Here is an 18,025-nt window from a genome sequence, read left to right as displayed (position 1 = left end):
CTGAACAAGTATGGCAAGGACCACACCGCACCGTCTGAACCCGGTTGCCGGATGCGAAATCGGACACCCGGTACCCTTGGGCCCTGTGATCGAGAATGCGCTTGCCCAGACCACGACAAATGTCGCTTTGATGCCCGGATTCCTGGACCCTGTGACCCTGCTGGGGTGGTTCGGGACTTGGGCCCTCGTGGGCCTGCTGGTCGTCATCCTGATCGAATCAGGCGTGTTGTTCCCTGTCCTCCCGGGCGACTCGCTGCTGTTCACCGCAGGCATGGTGGTGGCGGCGGGCGGTAAGGAAGGTGTCGACGACTTCGCAACACTGTGGCAGTTGCTGATCTTCATACCGATCGCCGCGATCATCGGTGGTCAGATCGGATACTGGATCGGCCGGTACGCCGGGACCGCGATGTTCAAACCCGACGCCCGTTTCCTCAAACAGCGCTACATCACCGAGGCACACGAGTTCTTCGAGAAGCACGGCCCGGTCACCATCCTGTTGGCCCGATTCGTCCCGATCGTGCGGACGCTCGCGCCGATCATCGCCGGCGCAGCCGAGATGAAGTACCGCGTGTTCGCCATCTACAACGTGATCGGCGCGATCGTCTGGGGTTGCGGCATCACGTTGCTGGGCTACTGGCTCGGCGGGTTCGAGATCGTCCAGAAGCTCATCGAGCCGATCTTCATCCTCATCGTGCTGGTATCGATCCTGCCAATGGTGTGGGAGGCCTACCGTCGTCGCAAACGCCCGAAGAACGCCTCGGCCACGGAACCTTTCTCCGACACCGTCTAGTCCCCACCTCCGCGAGATCCGCTCGCAATTCTCACGCCCGCGCAGTCTGCAAAGACTGCGCGGGCGTGAGTTTTCCGGCTGTCAGCCCGTGCAGCGCTACACGCCCATGAAGGCGAACGGCTCAGAGATCTTGAAATCTCCGGCGGTCTCGCCGGCAAACGTGTTCGCCTCGTCCGGCCCCAGATCGAGCTTGAGGACGTCGGCACCCTCGGCGAAGTCGATCGTATTGAGATCGACCCAGAAGGTGTTCGGGGTCAGTGCCGACTCGAAGAAATACAGCTTGCGTTTGTGGTCGGCGACCGTCCGCCAGCGGGTGGACGAGATGTTCGGCTCGTCCGGTGTCGAGATTCCGAACGGCACAGAAACATTGCGGATCACACTCATTACACTCGCCAGTGCCACCTTCGGATCGTCGACTTTGGGAATCGCGTTGATGTAGAACGATGCACGCGCGAATCGGTCCGCGGCGCGATTGGTTCCGGGCAGCATCACCGTCCCGTTGATCTGCTCCCAGTACCGGTTGAGTGCGAGCTGCTCATCGAAGATGGGCGAGTTGGTCATCACCTGGTGGTCGCCACTGTGGTGGATCACCTGTTTTCCGCCGACATATTCGATGATCGCGCTGTCACCGCCTGCATCCGACATCGACAAGTGCAGTGTCGCAAGGCGGTCCTCACCTGGTACCCCACTGGTGACCAGCACGAAGGGTTCATCGCTCAACGCTGCAACGGCCTGCGCCACCGAGCCGAAGTTGTCGAGCACATACTGCGCCCAGGCCGCGATCGACAACGTCGGCTTCGAGGGATCCCCGGTCGGGTACTCCGACTCGGCCAGCCACAGCAGATTGGTCGAGAGACCCGCCTCGTTGAGACCGTCGGTGGTGCAGATGTCGTAGGCAGCGGCGACAACGCTGCCGTACTTCGATGTCCATTCGATCGAGTTGGGTCCGGCAACGCCATCACGCTTGATACCTCGTGGAAACGCCCACAGATTTGTGGCCAGATCAAGCTTCCAGTCCATGGAACGACCGGTGATCACATTGCCGTCGGGACCCAGATACACCGCGCGCGTACACATTAAACATCCTCCATCGTTGTGCCAACCATCCATCGGTTCGCGAATTGCGATAATCGACTGTCCACCAACATATTTCGACAGCTGCGGAAATCAGTTCCCTTGCAGGGTTGCATAGATTCGGTCAGAGAGTTCCTGATCGTTGAGATCGAGTATCTGATTCCAGAAGAACACCGCCTCCGGACCATACGAATGCCCGTGACCGTAGGGCACCTCGGCAGCGAACACCATGTCGAGGGTGACCTGCCAGAACGAGACGAACGGTATCCACGTCATACCCTTGTCGATGTCGTCGCCGCGGGGTTCATCCAGCCAATCCGGTTTGCTACGAAGCAGATTCGATGACCACCAGACGATCGGGTCGCTCGGATGCTGCCAGTAGACGATCCTCGGGGTCTCCCACTCGCCCATCCCCGGCTCGTAGAGATCCTCGGGTGAGGATGCAAACCGGACGTTCTCGCCCCCATAGATCACCGGCAGGATCTCCCGGCTGCCGGGATCACGCGAATCGGTGATCCGTCGCCACTGCTCGGTGAAGTTGGGGGTTCCCACAAACAATGCACCATCGGTTCTGGAGATCATGTCCTGTGCGCCGGAGAAAGCATCCTGTGAACCGTAGGAGCCCAACGATTCTCCGAACACCAGAAGCTTGGGTCGACTGTCTTCCGGAAAGGAACTCCACCGATCGTAGACCGCTTCAAACAATGCCCGTCCGGCCAAACGGGGCGTTTCCCTGTCCGCAAGAAATGCCATCGGACTGGGAAGGAACGAATACTGCATGGCGGCAATCGCAGAATCTCCGCCTGCAAGGTATTCCAGCGATGCCGCGACATTCTGGTTGACCCAACCCCGGCCGGTGGTGGTGACCACGGCCAGATACTCGCGACTGAATGCGTTGGTCCGGTCGAGTTCGGCCACGACGCCTTCGGCCAACGCGTTCACCGTCGGTGCGCCTTCGTCCAATCCGGACTCGTCTACGGACGCCCGTCCGGCGTAGGCACGGATCGGCTCCTGCGCAGGCCGCCCGGTCAGCTCTGCGATCTGTTGCTGACGCGGGCCGCCTGCCACAAATGTGCGGCCCTCGCGGCCCAGCGAGTCCCAGCTCTCCAGCGATTCCGGAGAACCCGAACGCTCCGGCTCTGTCGGCTGGACCACGCCTTCGGCGGTTCCTTCATCGGCAACCATGGCAGAACCGTTTGCGATTCGGCCGATCCCTGCGGAGACCAGGCCCTCGACGGCGAGAACGAGCACCACTGCAACCACCAGAGCGCTGGCACCCATCGCGATCGGGGTCGGTAGAAAACGGTCGACCAGGCGATACAGCAGCTTCGCAAGCGCTCTCAGACCACGACCGAGGTACAGGCAGGCAAAGAACACCACAACACCGACGGCGAACACCCCGATGTAGTCCCAGTTGCTCCCCGGTTCGATCCCGACCAGTTCACGCGTGATGTCCTGCCACCACGAACCCAGCACCAGGAACAGCGGCAGAACGATCAGCGCGGCGAGCGCGATTGCATACCAACCGAACCGCCGCCATGTCCTCGGCCACTCACGGGTCAGCCCGCATTTACGGAATATCCAAACAACCAGAACACCGATGCCGTAACCGATCGCAACACTGATGCCGGTGGCGACCGCCTGCAGATACCACGCCCGCGGTAGCAGCGATGGCGACATCGACCAGGCGTAGAAGAACAGGCCGAGCACCAATCCCACGGGCTCGAACTTGGAGAGCCACTGCCGGATTCGATGAAACCTGGGCTTCTTCGGTTCATCGGCGGCCGCCATCTCGGCCGACTCTGTGTCGACCGAACCGGCGTCTGGCAGATTGGTGTCGGGCGACTGATCGTCGGGCGACCGATCGTCCGGCTCCCGGGGGGTCGACAACTGCTCGGGGATCTGGCTCATCTCTGTCCTTTTCGAGGGGGCATCCCTGATTGGATGAACTCCCTCGCCGAACCCGGCAGTTGCAGCGCCATATCCACAACTTCAGGATCGACGTGGGACCGGCCATCAGGGCGGCGACGATTCGCTGTATTCAAACCGGACTCAAAGGATCAGTGGGGGAACAGGTGCGTGCGAGCCAGTCAATGTGTTCCCAACAATCCCAGATGACGGGGCGATGACGCAATGGGACAAACCGACTGCGGCATCACCACGTCGATTCTGTGCCAACAACACGTTCTCGCGGCACGGACCCGACCGCAGTCACCTGGAGCGTGATCGCACCGAAAAGAATGTTCACTTGTCGGCCAGAATGCACATCTATATTGCAATTTGCGCCGCCCGGTGATCCAGATACCACAGAACCGGCATCAAATCTCGACAAAGCAAAAATGTGCCAGATCGCCCGATATCGTGCCACCGCAGGCGGGCTGCTTTACCTTTGCGAACATAAGTTTCTCCAGCCAGAACATCCGATCGAGACCCGATACGAAACGGCCTTCGACCACGCAATTCTAGAGGCTGGACCGACTACTAAAACATGGATCTGAAGGGACAATTTCATGCCAAGTATTAGCAGCTCGCGATATTCTGCGCTCGTGGACATTTCGGACAGTGCTGAGTTAGATTGAGTTCCATGTCCAGCCAAGGGCCCGCCAACGAGCGGCTTCTCATTCGGAATGTACGGGTATTCGACGGTCGCTCAGAGCGCGTGATAGAGAATGCTGATGTATTAACAGACGGGCCGCATATTTCTGCGGTATCGACGTCTCCCATCGCGGAAGATCCGAGCCGACCCACCAAGGTGATCGACGGCGGCGGACGGTTCCTCATGCCCGGCATGACCGACGCTCACGTCCATTTGATGGGCAATGCGAACGGCTACCTCGATTTTGTCACCGGCCCGACCGGTCTGCTTTTCGCCAACACTCTCTCCGAAGCCAAACGAATGTTGCTGCGCGGCTTCACAACAGTCCGCGACATGGGTGGCGATCTGGCACCGGTCAAGACCGTCATCGATCGCGGAGACTTCGCCGGTCCCCGCATCTATCCCAGCCAGGCGATGATCTCCCAGACCTCCGGTCATGCCGACTTCGCCTTTGTCTACGAGACGCCACCGGTCTTCGGTGGTACCGAAAGTCGCACGGATTCAATTGGATTCACCCGTACCGCCGACGGTGTCGACCGCGTGCTCGCCGCTGTTCGCGAACAGCTCCGCAAGGGTGCCTCACAGATCAAATTGACCATCGGCGGTGGCGCCGCATCGATGTACGACCCCCTTTACACCCTGCAGTTCACACCGGAAGAGATCCGCGCTGCCGTCCGGGCAGCCGAGGACTACGGCACCTACGTCGCAACCCACGTCTACACGGTGCCCGGGATCAAGCGGGCCATCGACGCCGGTGTCCGCTCCATCGAGCACGGACATCTTGCCGACGAGTCCACCGTTGCCCTCATCGGCGAGAAGGGCTTGTGGCTGTCCATGCAGCCGTTCGCCGAGGCCGACCACCACTATCCCGATCCCGATCGCGCCGAGAAGAATCGGCAGATCTGCCACGGTACCGACGACGTGTACGCCTGGGCCAAGAAGCACGGCGTCAAGGTGGCATTCGGCACCGACCTGCTTCTCGAGCCGCAGTCAGCACCTCTGCAAAGCGTGATGGCCACCCGTCTCGGCGACCACTACTCGAATCTCGAGTCACTGCGGATGCTCACCTCTGGCAACGCCGATCTGTTCGAGATGTCCGGCGAGCGCAACCCTTATGGATCTGCGAAGCTCGGTGTCATCGAAGAGGGTTCGTGGGCCGACCTCCTGCTGGTCGAGGGCAACCCGCTCGAAGACCTCTCGGTCCTGTCCGATCCGGAGAAGAACTTCAACCTCATCATCAAGAGCGGCGAAATCTTCAAGAACACGCTCTGAACATCACAGCTCTCGCAGCACAACTGCATTGACGATGGACTCCGCGCCTGCGCATCAGCCGGTGCGGAGTCGCCGGTTCCCATGAAAGGCATTGCGATGGCACAGCTCTATCCAGAGGTCGGTCCCTGGTGACACTGATCGTGGCCGAGGACATCGGCGTACGCGCTTCGTGGGGCCATATCTACGGTCCCGTCAGCTTTCGCGTCGCCGAAGGCGGTGTGACGATCCTGTCCGGGCCGGGCGGGCGTGGACGGACCGCCCTGCTGCTCACCCTCGCCGGGCGGATGAAGCCCACCTCCGGACACCTGACCGCCTTTGGTCTCACCGATGCCGCCGGCCACCTGTTCGATCAGGCCGCGATCGCCAACATCGACGAGGTCGACGGCATCGAACAGACCATTCGGGTCAGTGATGTTGTGACAGAGCAGATCCGGTGGACCGCACCGTGGTATCGCTGGGTCGGGCAATCACGAATCGAAGACCTCGAGCGGATCTGCACCCCGGTGTTCGGTCCCTACCCACTCCCCCCGATGGAAGCCTATGTCGAAGAGCTTCCCGAACTGACCGCAACACTGTTCCGGATTGCCGTTGCCAACATCGGCAGGCCTCCGTTGCTGGTGGTCGGAGGAGTCGACAAGCTCGCCCGGGTGGAGAACACCTACAAGCTCCTCGACCGTCTGATCGTTCTGGGCACCGGCCAGACCATCATCACCGCCGACATCAACGCTGTGACGCCCGAACGCGGTGTCCGCGACGTGATTGCAGTCCACAACCTCACCGACGACGAGTTCGTAGGCCTCGACACCGCAGATCGGACCTGACATGTTTGCCGCCTTCTCACCGGGAAGCGATTTCAAACGCTATTACCGCGGCCGGATGCCCCGGCTCGCGCTGGCAGTCATCGTCCTGATGCCTCTGCTCTACGGCGCCATGTATCTGTGGGCGTTCTGGAATCCCTTTGCCGCCGCGGACAAGATCCCGGTCGCGCTGGTCAACGCCGACCGGGGTGCAACCGTACAGGGCGAGCCGCTCAAGGCAGGCGATCAAGTGGTTCAAGGTCTGATCGAATCCAAACAGCTGGATCTGCACGAGGTCTCGGCAGAAGAGGCCGCGGACGGCGTCGCGCACGGCAAGTACTATTTCTCGATCACGCTGCCCGAGGACTTCAGCGAGTCGATCGCCTCACCGACCGGCACCGATCCCACGTCGGCCGAACTGATCTTCACCTACAACGATGCCAACAACTACCTGGCAACGGTCATCGGCCAGGATGCCGCACAGCAGGTTGTCAACCAGGTCAGCGCACAAGTGGGCGCACAGACGTTCAGCATCGTTCTCAACGAGGCCGGTCCGCTCGAGGACAAGGTCAGGCAGGCCGCCGACGGCGCAGACGAACTCAGTTCCGGATTGGTCACCGCCAACACCGGGGCCCAGGAACTGGCAACAAACCTGGTGACCGCCAAAGACGGTGGCGCGCAGCTCGCCACGGCGATCGACGAAGTGACCGGTGCGCTGACCAGCGCAACGGACCCGCTGATCGCAGCACTGGCAAACACCGGTACCGGCCTCAGTGCCGCCGAGGTCAGCGCCACCGCCGATCGCCTGAGCACCAATTCGGCTGCGATCGCCGATCAGCTGGCAGGCACGACGAACAACCAGTCGCAGGCCGGCCGGGTGCTGGACTCCGTTGTGTCGCAGATGCAGTCGAGCCCGGATCCGGTGATGCAGCGTCTGGCCGCGACGCTGGTCCAGGCACAGGGACTCCTGGTCGCCGAGGGTGCAGGGACAGGGACTGACAGCACATTGACGCAGGTCCGCAACGACGCGCAGATCCTGTCGGCCGAACTCGGCAATCCGTCGAGCCCGGTCCGGCTCGGGATGACGCTCATCGAGAACGGCGGCGCCCAGAGTGACCTCCTCGCCGTTCGTGCTGCTGCGGGCGAACTCAGTTCCGGTGCAAATCAATTGAGTAGTGGTCTGGTCCAACTCAGCGATGGCGCCAATCAACTCGCAGCGGGCACCGCCGCGTTGTCGGCGGGTGCAGCGGAGCTGGCGTCGGGTCTCGATGAAGGCGTGAAGGCACTGCCGTCGTGGACCGATCAGCAGAAGAAGGACATCGCCGCAACGCTGTCGAACCCGGTGGCGCTCAAAGAGCAGTACACCAACGAGGCGCCCACCTTCGGAACCGGCTTCTCACCGTTTTTCATGTCGCTGGCCCTGTTCGTCGGCGGCATCATCACCTGGATGCTGCTGACCCCGTTGCAGTCCCGTCCGATCGCCCAGGGCTTGTCGTCACTCCGCGTCGTCCTGGCCTCGTACGCCCCCGCATTCGCCGTCGGCTTCGCCCAGGCTGCCGTGCTGTACACGGTGGTCACCTTTGGTGTCGGACTCGACGCCAAGTACCCGGTCGCCACCTTCGGGTTCCTCTTGCTGGTCGTCGCGACGTTCCTGGCGATCATCCAGATGTTCAACGCCGTGCTGGGAACCGCGGTGGGACGTGTTGCCACCCTGGCCTTCCTGATGCTGCAGCTGGTTTCGGCCGGCGGCATCTATCCGGTACCGACCACCGCCAAACCCTTTCAGTACATCCACCATTTCGACCCGATGACCTACACCGTCAACGGATTGCGACAGCTCACGGTCGGCGGCGTCGACTACCGCTTGTGGGTGGCCATAGCCGTACTCGCAGGTATCACCGTGACCTGCCTGGCCCTGTCGTCGCTGGCGGCCAGACGGAACCGGCAATACACCATGGATCGCCTCTACCCACCGGTCGAGGTCTAGAGCGCGGTCAGCGCTGAACAACTCACGAAACATATTGCGAGCCCGAGCCCGAGCCCGGATCAGATCAGGAGAATCAATGGCACCCCAACAGCACACCAATGCACGCCAAACCACCAATATCGGTGATTCGTTGACACTCAACACGGTTTTCGTGCGACCCGGTGAGGCCACCGAACTCCCGAAGTTCAAAATCCCGCAGGGGCAGAGCCTTCCGGAGACCGCGTACCAGATCGTGCATGACGAGGCCATGCTCGACGGTAACGCCAGGCTGAATCTGGCCACGTTCGTCAGTACGTGGATGGACGACGAGGCCAAGAAGCTGTACGCAGAAACCGTCGACAAGAACATGATCGACAAGGACGAGTACCCGCAGACAGCCGCCATCGAAGAGCGCTGCTGGAAGATTCTTGGCGATCTCTGGCATGCGCCCGACGTCGACAGTTCCATCGGCACGTCCACCATCGGTTCCTCCGAGGCCTGCATGCTCGGTGGTCTCGCACTCAAGCGGCACTGGCAGCACCGCCGCAAGGCCGCGGGTAAGTCCACCGAATCCCCGAACATCGTTCTGTCGACCGCTGTTCAGGTCTGTTGGGAGAAGTTCTGTAACTACTTCGAGGTCGAGCCCCGCTGGGTTCCCGTGAGCCCCGACCACATGGTGCTCGACGGTTACGAACTGGACAAGTACGTCGACGAGAACACCATCGGCGTGGTCGCGATCATGGGCCAGACCTACACCGGCTTGTACGAGCCGGTGGCTCAGATCGCCAAGGCGCTCGACGCGATCCAGGCCGATACCGGCCTGGATGTGAAGATCCACGTCGACGGCGCATCAGGTGCGATGATCGCCCCGTTCTGCCAGCCTGACCTGGAGTGGGATTTCCGTGTCGACCGCGTTGTCTCGATCAACACTTCCGGCCACAAGTTCGGCCTGGTGTACCCGGGTGTGGGCTGGATCGTGTGGCGGGACGCCGCGGCGCTGCCGGAGAGCATGATCTTCCATTGCTCCTACCTCGGCGGCAACATGCCGACACTGGCGCTGAACTTTTCGCGCCCCGGCGCTCAGGTCCTGCTCCAGTACTACATGTTCCTGCGTCTGGGCCGCGAAGGCTTCCGCCAGGTGCAGCAGGGATCCCTCGATGTGGCACAACACCTTTCCGCGATGATCGAAAAGATCGGTCCGTTCGAACTCGTCAGCAAGGGTGACACGATCCCGGTCTTCGCGTGGCGCCTGAAGGACGATCACTCCAAGAACTGGAATCTCTACGATCTCTCGGACCGACTCCGCATGAAGGGGTGGCTGGTTCCGGCATATCCGATGGCCGACGACATGGCGGACATGACCGTGCAGCGCATTGTGGTTCGTGCCGGGTTGAGCTTCGACCTGGCCAACGCCCTTCTCCGTGACCTCGAGGGTGAGGTGGCCTTCCTCGACAGCCTCGCCGCACCGATGCCGCGAGTGGGTGAAGGCTCACACTTCAGCCATTGATTTACCACATGTCGGCCGGGAATTGTTGGATGACAACGGTTCCCGGCCGACTTCGCTGACCACCGAATTACCCGCAATCCCCTCGCGGAAAGGATGCCCTGGCGTCATGAGTACTGGTGTTGTGACACCCACCTGGCATCGGGTCGTGTTCACCCCGACACTGCAAAAGCAGTGCTGGGGCTTCATGATCGGCTCGTTCCTGTTCGCGTTGGGGTCTGCCCCCGGCTTCGGTTCCTGGGCCGGGGCATCTGCATCCAACATCTGCTACTTCGTTGGCGCCTGGTTCTTCACCGCCGCCGCACTGGTGCAGTTGCTGCGGAGTGGTGCAGTCACCACGCCGGTCCCCTATGGTTCGGGAACAATGGTCCGGGCCGAATGGCTCGCCGCCTCCACCCAATTCGTCGGCACCCTGATGTTCAACGTGAGCACCACCGCAGCACTGGACGCGCACTCGATACCGTCCCAAAAGCACCTCGTCTGGAGTCCCGACGCCGGCGGTTCCGTCTTCTTCCTCGTCAGTGGCTTTCTGCTCGTCGTGGCCTTCACCCACACCGACACGTTCTGGAAGCCGAGCAGCAGCGACTGGTGGTCCACACAGGTGAATCTGCTCGGATGCATCGCCTTCGGGGTCTCCGCGGTCGGCGCATACATCACCACGTCCGGGGTCACCGTGGACACCGCAATCGCGAACTGGGGCACCTTTATCGGTGCGTTGTGCTTCCTGATCGCGTCGGCGCTGGTGCTTCCGCGCCGGACCCGACATCCGGCAGCTGCGTTCGTGACAGATCAATCCAGGAGTATGCAATGACGCAGACCTCTGCGGGCGAACCCGTTGTCCACCGCGGCTTACCGACCCAGGTGATCACCGATTGGGAGCGTCGGCTCGGAATCGACCCCGAAGTCACGGCCAGGCCGAATGAGATCCGGCTCAAAGGTCGCGAAGGTATCCCGTACTACGGACAGCACGTTCGGTTGAACATCGACGACCCCGACGACTTCGATTCGGTGATGTATGTCCGGCAACTGTCCACGATGGGTACCTTCTGCTCGCTGCACACCCCTTTCCTGGTCGAACGCACCGAAGCCCTCATCCGCGAGCAACCGTCGGAAGATCTTGTCGTCGGGGTTCACACGCTGCGCGGCAACGCTTCCGTCAAGCAGGGCACCCGCGACTACGCCTACCGGCCAGGGCAATTGGTGATCATCAGCAATGCCGCACCGTACGTCGAACGCACGCATTCCATCGCCGACCCCGCAGGACTGGTGATACCACTCGACCTACTCGGAGTGCAGCGCCAGACCGCCGAGTTCGCCCGCAGGCCGGTGGCATCTCATACGTTGCTCTCCCGGGCGACCGCAGCCTTCATCCGCCAGTTCGCCTACGACACCGCCGCGGGTGCAGCAACCGAACCCAACGCCGATACCGAGCATGCAGCGATCGAACTGGTCCGTGCCGCACTGGGACAACTCAATTACGACCGCTATCAGCTCAACGACAACGCACTCTTTGTCCGCCAGGCCGCGATCGATCTGGTTGAACGCAACCACTGTGACGCCGATTTCACGCCTGACTCGATAGCCAGGGCATTGCACATCAGTCGTCGTCAGCTCTATCGCCATTTCGAGGACTCCAACGACTCGCTGGCCGCCATCATCGCCGAGCGCAGGGCTCAAACCGCTCGAGAGATGCTGTTGAGCAACCGTTTGTTGTCGATCAGCGAGGTCGCGGTGGCCTCGGGATTCCCGTCGGTGGCAACGATGCGCAACCGATTCCGTTCGCGTTTCGGTCTCAGCCCGAACGAACTACGTTTGAAGGAGCCGTGAATTGAACAACGTGGCAGCAGGGCATCCCTACGCCGTGGCCGGTGTACCCAATCTGCGTGATCTCGGGGGCTGGGAGACCGGTGACGGTGGCCGGGTCCGCGGATCAACCGTCTACCGCTCCACCGAGTTGTACCGGCTGGGCGAGAGCGGCCGGGAAACTTTCGATCAACTCGGGATCAAGACCGTCTACGACCTGCGGACCGCGGCAGAGCGAAGTGCCGCACCTGATCCCGGACTCACCGGCGTCAACGACCTGCCGCTGGACGTCCTCGCGGATTCGGCGACGGCCCTGCTCGCAAACCTCGGCAAGGTCTTCACCGATCCCGACTCTGTCGCCCAGCTCAGCTCGGCGCTCGGCGATGGTCGCGGGACCGAGATGATGACCGGAACATATCGTCAGATCATCACGCTGCCAAGCGCTTTGGCTGCCTACAAAACCCTGTTCACCGGCTTGGCGGGTGCGCAGCCAGGACCTTCACTGTTCCATTGCACCACGGGCAAGGACCGGACCGGTTGGGCTGCTGCGGCGTTGCTCTCGGTACTCGGCGTCGATGAATCCGACGTCTACCGCGACTACCTGCTCACCAATGACCAGCTGCTGCCCGCGCTCCATCCGTTGTTTGCCGGCTTCGAAGCCGCAGGCGGCGATCCGTCGGTCCTTCACCCGGTGCTCGGAGTCGAAAAGGTCTATCTCGATACCGCATTCGAGGCGATGCACAGCGAGTTCGGCGACATCGAAGGCTACTTCACAAAGGGGCTGGGTATCGACGGGTCGACCCTGCGTTCTCTCCGGGCCGACCTCATCGAATCGCCCTGAAAACTGTCACATAGCAAGGCAGCGAGGGCTATTTTCCCTCGGCACCACTGTATTTGACAGTCTTCAGGGTCAACTCGCGGTGCCGGTGGCGGATCACCAGGCCTGATCCAGATCGGCGTGCCTGCTGATCCACGCATGCATGGCGATGCCGGCCGCGACACCGGCATTGATGGATCGGGTCGATCCGAACTGTGCAATCGACACGGTCAGGTCGGCCTGCTCCTGCGCGTCGGGGCTCACGCCGGGGCCTTCCTGACCGAACAGCAGCACGCATTCGCGCGGAAGATCCGCGGTTTCCAGCGGAACCGAGCCCGGGGTGTTGTCCACCGCGACCACCGACAGCTGGTTCTCCCGAGCCCAGACCATCAAGTCGTGGACCGATTCATGGTGCAACACATGCTGATAGCGATCTGTCACCATCGCGCCACGCCGATTCCACCGGCGGCGCCCGACGATGTGGACGGCTTGCGCCATGAAGGCGTTGGCCGTGCGGACCACGGTGCCGATGTTGCCGTCGTGGCCGAAGTTCTCGATGGCCACATGAAACGGATGGCGCCGGGTGTCGAGGTCGGCGACAATCGCTTCCCGCGTCCAGTATCGGTATGCGTCAACCACATTGCGGCGATCACCGGTGGCGAGCAGTTCCGGATCGTAGCGCGGGTCGGTGGGTGGCTCGGTGCCGTATTCGTCGGTCCACGGACCAACTCCTACGGCCGGTTCACCCCACTCTGTCGGGCCGGCTTCCTGTTCCACTCAGGCCAGGCCGATGTCGCTCAGACCGAGCAGCGACCGGTATTCCACGCCTTCGGCCGCGATGACCGCGTCAGCGCCGGTATTGCGGTCGACGACAGTGGCCACACCCGCCACGATCGCTCCGGCATCACGCAGCGCCCGCACGGCGGTCAGCGGTGAGTTACCGGTGGTTGTGGTGTCCTCGACAACCAGCACCCGCTTCCCGACGATGTCGGGGCCTTCGATCTGCCGTTGCATGCCATGGGCTTTGGCCGTCTTGCGGACCACAAATGAATTGATGGGACGACCGGGGGCATGCATGATCGCGGTGGCCACCGGGTCTGCGCCAAGGGTCAGTCCGCCTGCCGCGACGTAATCCCAGTCGGCGGTCAGCTCGCGCAGGAGCGCGCCGATGAGCGCGGAGGCCTCATGGTGCAGCGTCGCGCGACGCAGATCGACGTAGTAGTCGGCTTCGGCACCCGACGACAACGTGACCTTGCCGTGAACCACTGCCAACTCTTTGACCAGTTCGGCCAACCGGAGGAGCCCACCGGCGGGAACGATCTCAGGGGCTACAGGGTCAGTCAACGGGTCCTCCAGGTCGGCGGGGGGTGGTGCCGGGTGGGCCCGGCTGGCGTGGGATCGGGCCCGATTGGCGGATCGGCGGGAGCGGGCTGCGACCGGCGGGATCGCTGCTGCGCGGGGGCACCGACGGCCTGCGGATCGGATCGGCGTCACGGGCCTGGGGTCGGTCGTCGGGTCCGGACGACCGGCCCGATGGCCGCGGCGGGAGGTCTTCGCGGCGAATGCTCTCGGTCCGGGGTTCGGCGAGGCCACGGCGTGATCGCCCCGTCGGACTGGACGGATCACGCGGGTCGGGCGCACCCTGCGGATCGACGATCGGCGGCAGGACCCGCAGCAGGTCGGTGAAGCGGCGCACGGTCTCCAGGGCGGTGTCGAGACGCTCAGGGTCGTTGGTGACCGGCATCGAACCCAGTGACCAGGCACCTTCGTTCCACAGGATCTCGATGTAGTCGGGCGCGTTGGTGGCCAGCGTCACCATGCGGCGATCGCAGACGCGCCGCGCCACATCCAGGTTGCTCGAGAACATCACCCGCTTGCCCATCGCACCGAGCAGTTCGATGTCGGGTTCGGCAGGCGCCAGGGTCTTCTCGTGCCGAAGATCGATGATCACGCTGGACGCGGTGGTACGCCGGATCGCAACGATGGTGGCCGTCTCGGCGAGGTCGAAGACAAGGGTCTTTTCGCCGTAGTAGGTTCCCTCGGCGACATCCTCGACCTCGATGTGCTCGGCGACGTTCATGCCGGCCCGGACGAACTCGTGTTTGAGGTCGGGATCGGTTGCGCGGTATGTGAACCCGTGCTGGTCACCCCAGATCGCACGTTCCTGACGTACGCCGGTGACGCGCTTACGATCAAGCCACAGCAGTGCAACGGCACCGGCCAGCGCCACTGCGGCGATCAGGAAGTAGACGACAGTCATCACGGCTCAGCTTACCGTGGCACCCGCGATTGACCTGTGAACGGATCACCAATCGTCGGGGGTGTCCGGCGGTCGGCAGTGCGCCGCATTGTCATCAGTTGTCGGGTATCGACGCCGATACGCGTCCGTCGACGATGAGGTCGACGGTGGTGGTGTCGTCACTCTTGACCACTCTGACCACCACCAGGTCACCCTTGGCGAGGTCGGTCACCTCGCTGCCCTTCGCGGATTCGACGTGAGTGTCCGGGCTCAGGGTCAGTTGGTGCTTGCGCCCGTCCGGGGTGTGGACGGACAGGAACTCGTCGCTGATGTTGTCGATCGTGCAGAGCATGATCTTCGACCGCTCGGTCTTGAGTTGCTCGGGCAGTTCATCGGACTCGGCGCTGTCATCGGTCGAGTTCAATCCGGCCTGGCTCGGTGGGACGTAGGTGAACTCCGCCGAGGAATTCCCGGAGTCGTCGCGCTGCGCGCCCAAGTGGACGCAATAGGCCAGCGCCACGCCGGCAACGGCCAGCCCGGCGACACACAACAACGTCACGACAATCGTCGAGCGCGGTCGGATTTCAGGCACGTGACCGAACATAGAAGCCCAGCCTGAGATCCATCTGTGAATAGGCACAAACTGGGCGAAACATGTCGGCCGGCCCGCACATACCCGGCGAACTCCTACGCCCGACCAGGCACATCGGCCGCTCCTGAGCCGGCTCTCACGTACCCCACCGCCTTGTCCACCTCATTGGCCGGCGCCTCCCCCGCCGCATATCTATGCAGATTGTCGAGGAACAGCTCTGCCAGTTCATCGCGCCAGCCCACGACGTCACCACTCATATGTGCCGAGACGTTGACGTTCTCCATCTCCCAGAGTGGGTTCGCCTCCGGTAGTGGTTCCACCTCGAACACATCGAGCGACGCCGCCGCGAGAGAACCGGACCGCAGGGCATCGATAAGCGCACGTTCGTCGACGAGCTGACCCCGGCCGACGTTGATCAGGTGCGCGGTCGGCTTCATCGCCGCCAGCACCTCTGCGCTGATCAGCCCGGTGGTCTTCTCGGTCAACGGGGCGATGGTGATGACGTTGTCGAACCGTCCGACATACCCGGCGAGATCATCGGTTACCAGGACCGTCCCGAAGTCCGGATCGTCGACGCGTCGGGTACGCCCGGCTCCGGTCACCTGCAGCCCGGCGGCCCGCAGCAACCGGGCCACCGCCCGACCGATCCCTCCGGTACCGATCACCAGCGCACTGCGACCGGCTGTCCGGATGGTGTCGCGACGTTCCCAGCGCTTCTCGTGCTGCAGCCGTTTGGACCGGTGGAACTGCTTGTCCTGGGCGATGATCGAACCCAGCACGAACTCGGCGATCGGCCCGTCGAACACGCCGTGGGCATTGGTGACGGTGACCTGCGACGACCGCAATTCGTCGAACAACATCGCGTCGACGCCTGCGGCGCACACGTGCACCCACCGCAAGGCCTTCGCATGCGCCCAGTTGTCCCGCAGCGCCGTGGAGAAGAAATCCCAGAGGAGCAGGACATCGGCACCTTGTCCGTCTGCCAGTGCGGCACCCAGGCTCGCGGTGGTGCACATGCGCACCTCGGCGACCTCACGGATCTGCGCCAGGTTGGCGGGTTCCTCCAGTCCCTCGCGGCTCACGATCGCAACAACCGGCCGCCTCGCGGATTCCTGCCGAGTCGCGTTCTGCCGACTCGCCTTGTGCGGGGTCGCCTTGTGAGGGGTCGCCTTGTGAGGGGTCGCATTGTGCCGAGTCGTGTTGTGGCCAAGTCCCATGTGGCCACGTTAGGGCAGTGACCCAACATCCTCGACCGCAACTGTCTAATTGTTGACAATCCTGCAATCTGGCGTCACGGTGTACGAATGAGCCCCACCAAGTTGAGCCCCGCGCTGAAACAGGCGACACCAGTCGTCGTCGACCATGCGTACGGGTCGTGGATTCACGGCACCGACGGCGTCGACTATCTCGACTTCACCACCGGTATCGGTGTCACCAGTACGGGCCACTGCCATCCGAAAGTGGTTGCCGCAGCGCAAGAACAGTGCGGCAAGATCATCCATGCGCAGTACACCACCGTGATGCACAAGCCGCTGCTCGAACTCACCGACAAGCTCGGTGAACATCTTCCGGATGGCCTGGATTCGGTGTTCTACGCGAACTCCGGTTCCGAAGCCGTCGAAGCCGCCGTACGACTGGCCCGCATGGCCACCGGGCGCCCCAACATCGTGGTGTTCCAGGGCGGTTTTCACGGACGCACAGTCGCCGCGGCGACCCTGACCACCGCCGGCACCCGGTTCTCCGCCGGCTTCTCACCGCTGATGGGCGGTGTCCACATGGCCCCGTTCCCCTACGCCTATCGCTACGGCTGGGACGAGGCGACCACCGTCGACTTCGCACTCCGCGAACTCGACTACCTCTTCGCCTCCCGCGTCGCCCCCGATGACACCGCGGCATTCCTGATCGAGCCCGTACTCGGCGATGGCGGCTACCTGCCCACCCCGCCGGCATTCCTCACCGGGTTGCGCGAACGCGCAGACAAGTACGGCATCGTCTTCATCCTCGACGAGGTGCAGGCAGGCATCGGACGGACCGGAAAGTTCTGGGGCCACCAGCACACCGACGGCCTGACCCCCGACATCCTCATCACCGCCAAGGGCCTCGCGTCCGGATTCCCGATCTCGGCCATCGCAGCCCCGGAGGCGCTGATGGCCAAGGCCTGGCCCGGATCGCAGGGCGGCACCTACGGCGGCAATGCGGTCGCGGCCGCTGCCGGTGTTGCGACCCTCGAGGTCATCGCCGAAGAAAACCTGGTCGACAACGCCCGGGTGCGTGGCGACCAGATGCTGGCGGGCTTGACCGAACTCGCCCCGAAATTCGGTGAGATCGGAAACGTCCGTGGCCTCGGGTTGATGGCGGGCATCGAGTTCGTCGACGCCGCCGGTGCACCTGACGCCGCTGCCGCCGCGGCCGTGCAGCAGGCCTGCATACCCGAGCGGTTGCTCACCCTGACCTGCGGTCCGATGGGCAACGTGGTCCGCCTCATCCCGGCGCTGGTGGTCACCGAAGACGAGATCGCCACCGGTTTGAACAGGTTCGAAGCCGCTCTGACCGCGACCCTTGGATAGTGGGGGTC

At 62.9% G+C, this 18,025-nt stretch carries 16 protein-coding genes; 9 read left to right on the top strand and 7 right to left on the bottom strand.

The features are described from left to right. Nucleotides 1-85 precede the first annotated feature (85 nt). Nucleotides 86-790 (top strand): DedA family protein, encoded by a 705-nt coding sequence (locus AC1TPF_RS06550; protein WP_482135928.1) that lies wholly within the window; start codon nucleotides 86-88, stop codon nucleotides 788-790. A 96-nt stretch (nucleotides 791-886) separates the two neighbouring features. On the opposite strand, the gene AC1TPF_RS06545 is transcribed toward AC1TPF_RS06550, so the two are convergent. Next, nucleotides 887-1,867, bottom strand: a complete 981-nt coding sequence (locus AC1TPF_RS06545) for a linear amide C-N hydrolase (protein ID WP_482135929.1) — start codon at nucleotides 1,865-1,867, stop codon at nucleotides 887-889. Between the two features lie 90 nt (nucleotides 1,868-1,957). Next, nucleotides 1,958-3,775 (bottom strand): alpha/beta hydrolase, encoded by a 1,818-nt coding sequence (locus AC1TPF_RS06540; RefSeq protein WP_482135930.1) that lies wholly within the window; start codon nucleotides 3,773-3,775, stop codon nucleotides 1,958-1,960. Nucleotides 3,776-4,448: 673 nt separating this feature from the next. Here AC1TPF_RS06540 and AC1TPF_RS06535 point away from each other — a divergent pair. The 7 genes from AC1TPF_RS06535 (at nucleotide 4,449) to AC1TPF_RS06505 (ending at nucleotide 12,643) form a co-directional block, all read left to right on the top strand. Further along, on the top strand, nucleotides 4,449-5,732 hold the full coding sequence (locus tag AC1TPF_RS06535; RefSeq protein WP_482135931.1) for a metal-dependent hydrolase family protein: 1,284 nt from the start codon (nucleotides 4,449-4,451) through the stop codon (nucleotides 5,730-5,732). Between the two features lie 128 nt (nucleotides 5,733-5,860). Beyond that, entirely contained in the window at nucleotides 5,861-6,553 is a 693-nt protein-coding gene (locus AC1TPF_RS06530) for an ATP-binding cassette domain-containing protein (protein ID WP_482135932.1), read from the top strand. A 1-nt stretch (nucleotide 6,554) separates the two neighbouring features. Further along, on the top strand, nucleotides 6,555-8,516 hold the full coding sequence (locus tag AC1TPF_RS06525; RefSeq protein WP_482135933.1) for a YhgE/Pip family protein: 1,962 nt from the start codon (nucleotides 6,555-6,557) through the stop codon (nucleotides 8,514-8,516). Between the two features lie 76 nt (nucleotides 8,517-8,592). Continuing rightward, nucleotides 8,593-10,002: a glutamate decarboxylase gene (gene gad / locus AC1TPF_RS06520; RefSeq protein WP_482143158.1), complete on the top strand. Its 1,410-nt coding sequence runs from the start codon at nucleotides 8,593-8,595 to the stop codon at nucleotides 10,000-10,002. Nucleotides 10,003-10,108: 106 nt separating this feature from the next. Then, a complete protein-coding gene (locus tag AC1TPF_RS06515; protein WP_482143156.1) occupies nucleotides 10,109-10,810 on the top strand; it encodes a hypothetical protein in 702 nt (233 codons plus the stop codon). Further along, on the top strand, nucleotides 10,807-11,826 hold the full coding sequence (locus tag AC1TPF_RS06510) for an AraC family transcriptional regulator (protein WP_482143154.1): 1,020 nt from the start codon (nucleotides 10,807-10,809) through the stop codon (nucleotides 11,824-11,826). The genes AC1TPF_RS06515 and AC1TPF_RS06510 overlap by 4 nt, the downstream gene beginning before the upstream one ends. A 1-nt stretch (nucleotide 11,827) precedes the next feature. Then, on the top strand, nucleotides 11,828-12,643 hold the full coding sequence (locus tag AC1TPF_RS06505) for a tyrosine-protein phosphatase (RefSeq protein ID WP_482143153.1): 816 nt from the start codon (nucleotides 11,828-11,830) through the stop codon (nucleotides 12,641-12,643). Nucleotides 12,644-12,736: 93 nt separating this feature from the next. Here AC1TPF_RS06505 and AC1TPF_RS06500 read toward each other — a convergent pair whose 3' ends face one another. The 5 genes from AC1TPF_RS06500 to AC1TPF_RS06480 form a co-directional block, all read right to left on the bottom strand. Then, complete coding sequence (locus AC1TPF_RS06500; RefSeq protein WP_482135938.1) at nucleotides 12,737-13,396, bottom strand: TrmH family RNA methyltransferase; 660 nt, start codon at nucleotides 13,394-13,396, stop codon at nucleotides 12,737-12,739. Then, nucleotides 13,397-13,963, bottom strand: coding sequence for an orotate phosphoribosyltransferase (gene pyrE, locus AC1TPF_RS06495; RefSeq protein WP_482135939.1), 567 nt, complete (start codon nucleotides 13,961-13,963; stop codon nucleotides 13,397-13,399). It abuts the gene before it with no gap. Next, complete coding sequence (locus tag AC1TPF_RS06490) at nucleotides 13,956-14,879, bottom strand: hypothetical protein (protein ID WP_482143151.1); 924 nt, start codon at nucleotides 14,877-14,879, stop codon at nucleotides 13,956-13,958. Before AC1TPF_RS06490 ends, pyrE begins: the two co-directional genes overlap by 8 nt. Nucleotides 14,880-14,973: 94 nt before the next feature. Further along, on the bottom strand, nucleotides 14,974-15,450 hold the full coding sequence (locus AC1TPF_RS06485) for a hypothetical protein (RefSeq protein ID WP_482135941.1): 477 nt from the start codon (nucleotides 15,448-15,450) through the stop codon (nucleotides 14,974-14,976). Nucleotides 15,451-15,545: 95 nt separating this feature from the next. Further along, nucleotides 15,546-16,535, bottom strand: a complete 990-nt coding sequence (locus AC1TPF_RS06480) for a D-2-hydroxyacid dehydrogenase (protein ID WP_482137267.1) — start codon at nucleotides 16,533-16,535, stop codon at nucleotides 15,546-15,548. Between the two features lie 219 nt (nucleotides 16,536-16,754). Here AC1TPF_RS06480 and AC1TPF_RS06475 point away from each other — a divergent pair, with 219 nt between their 5' ends. Continuing rightward, entirely contained in the window at nucleotides 16,755-18,017 is a 1,263-nt protein-coding gene (locus AC1TPF_RS06475) for an aspartate aminotransferase family protein (RefSeq protein ID WP_482135942.1), read from the top strand. Nucleotides 18,018-18,025 lie beyond the last annotated feature (8 nt).

Source organism: Williamsia sp. Y853, from assembly GCF_056786495.1.
This window is presented reverse-complemented; position numbering and strand designations above follow the sequence as displayed.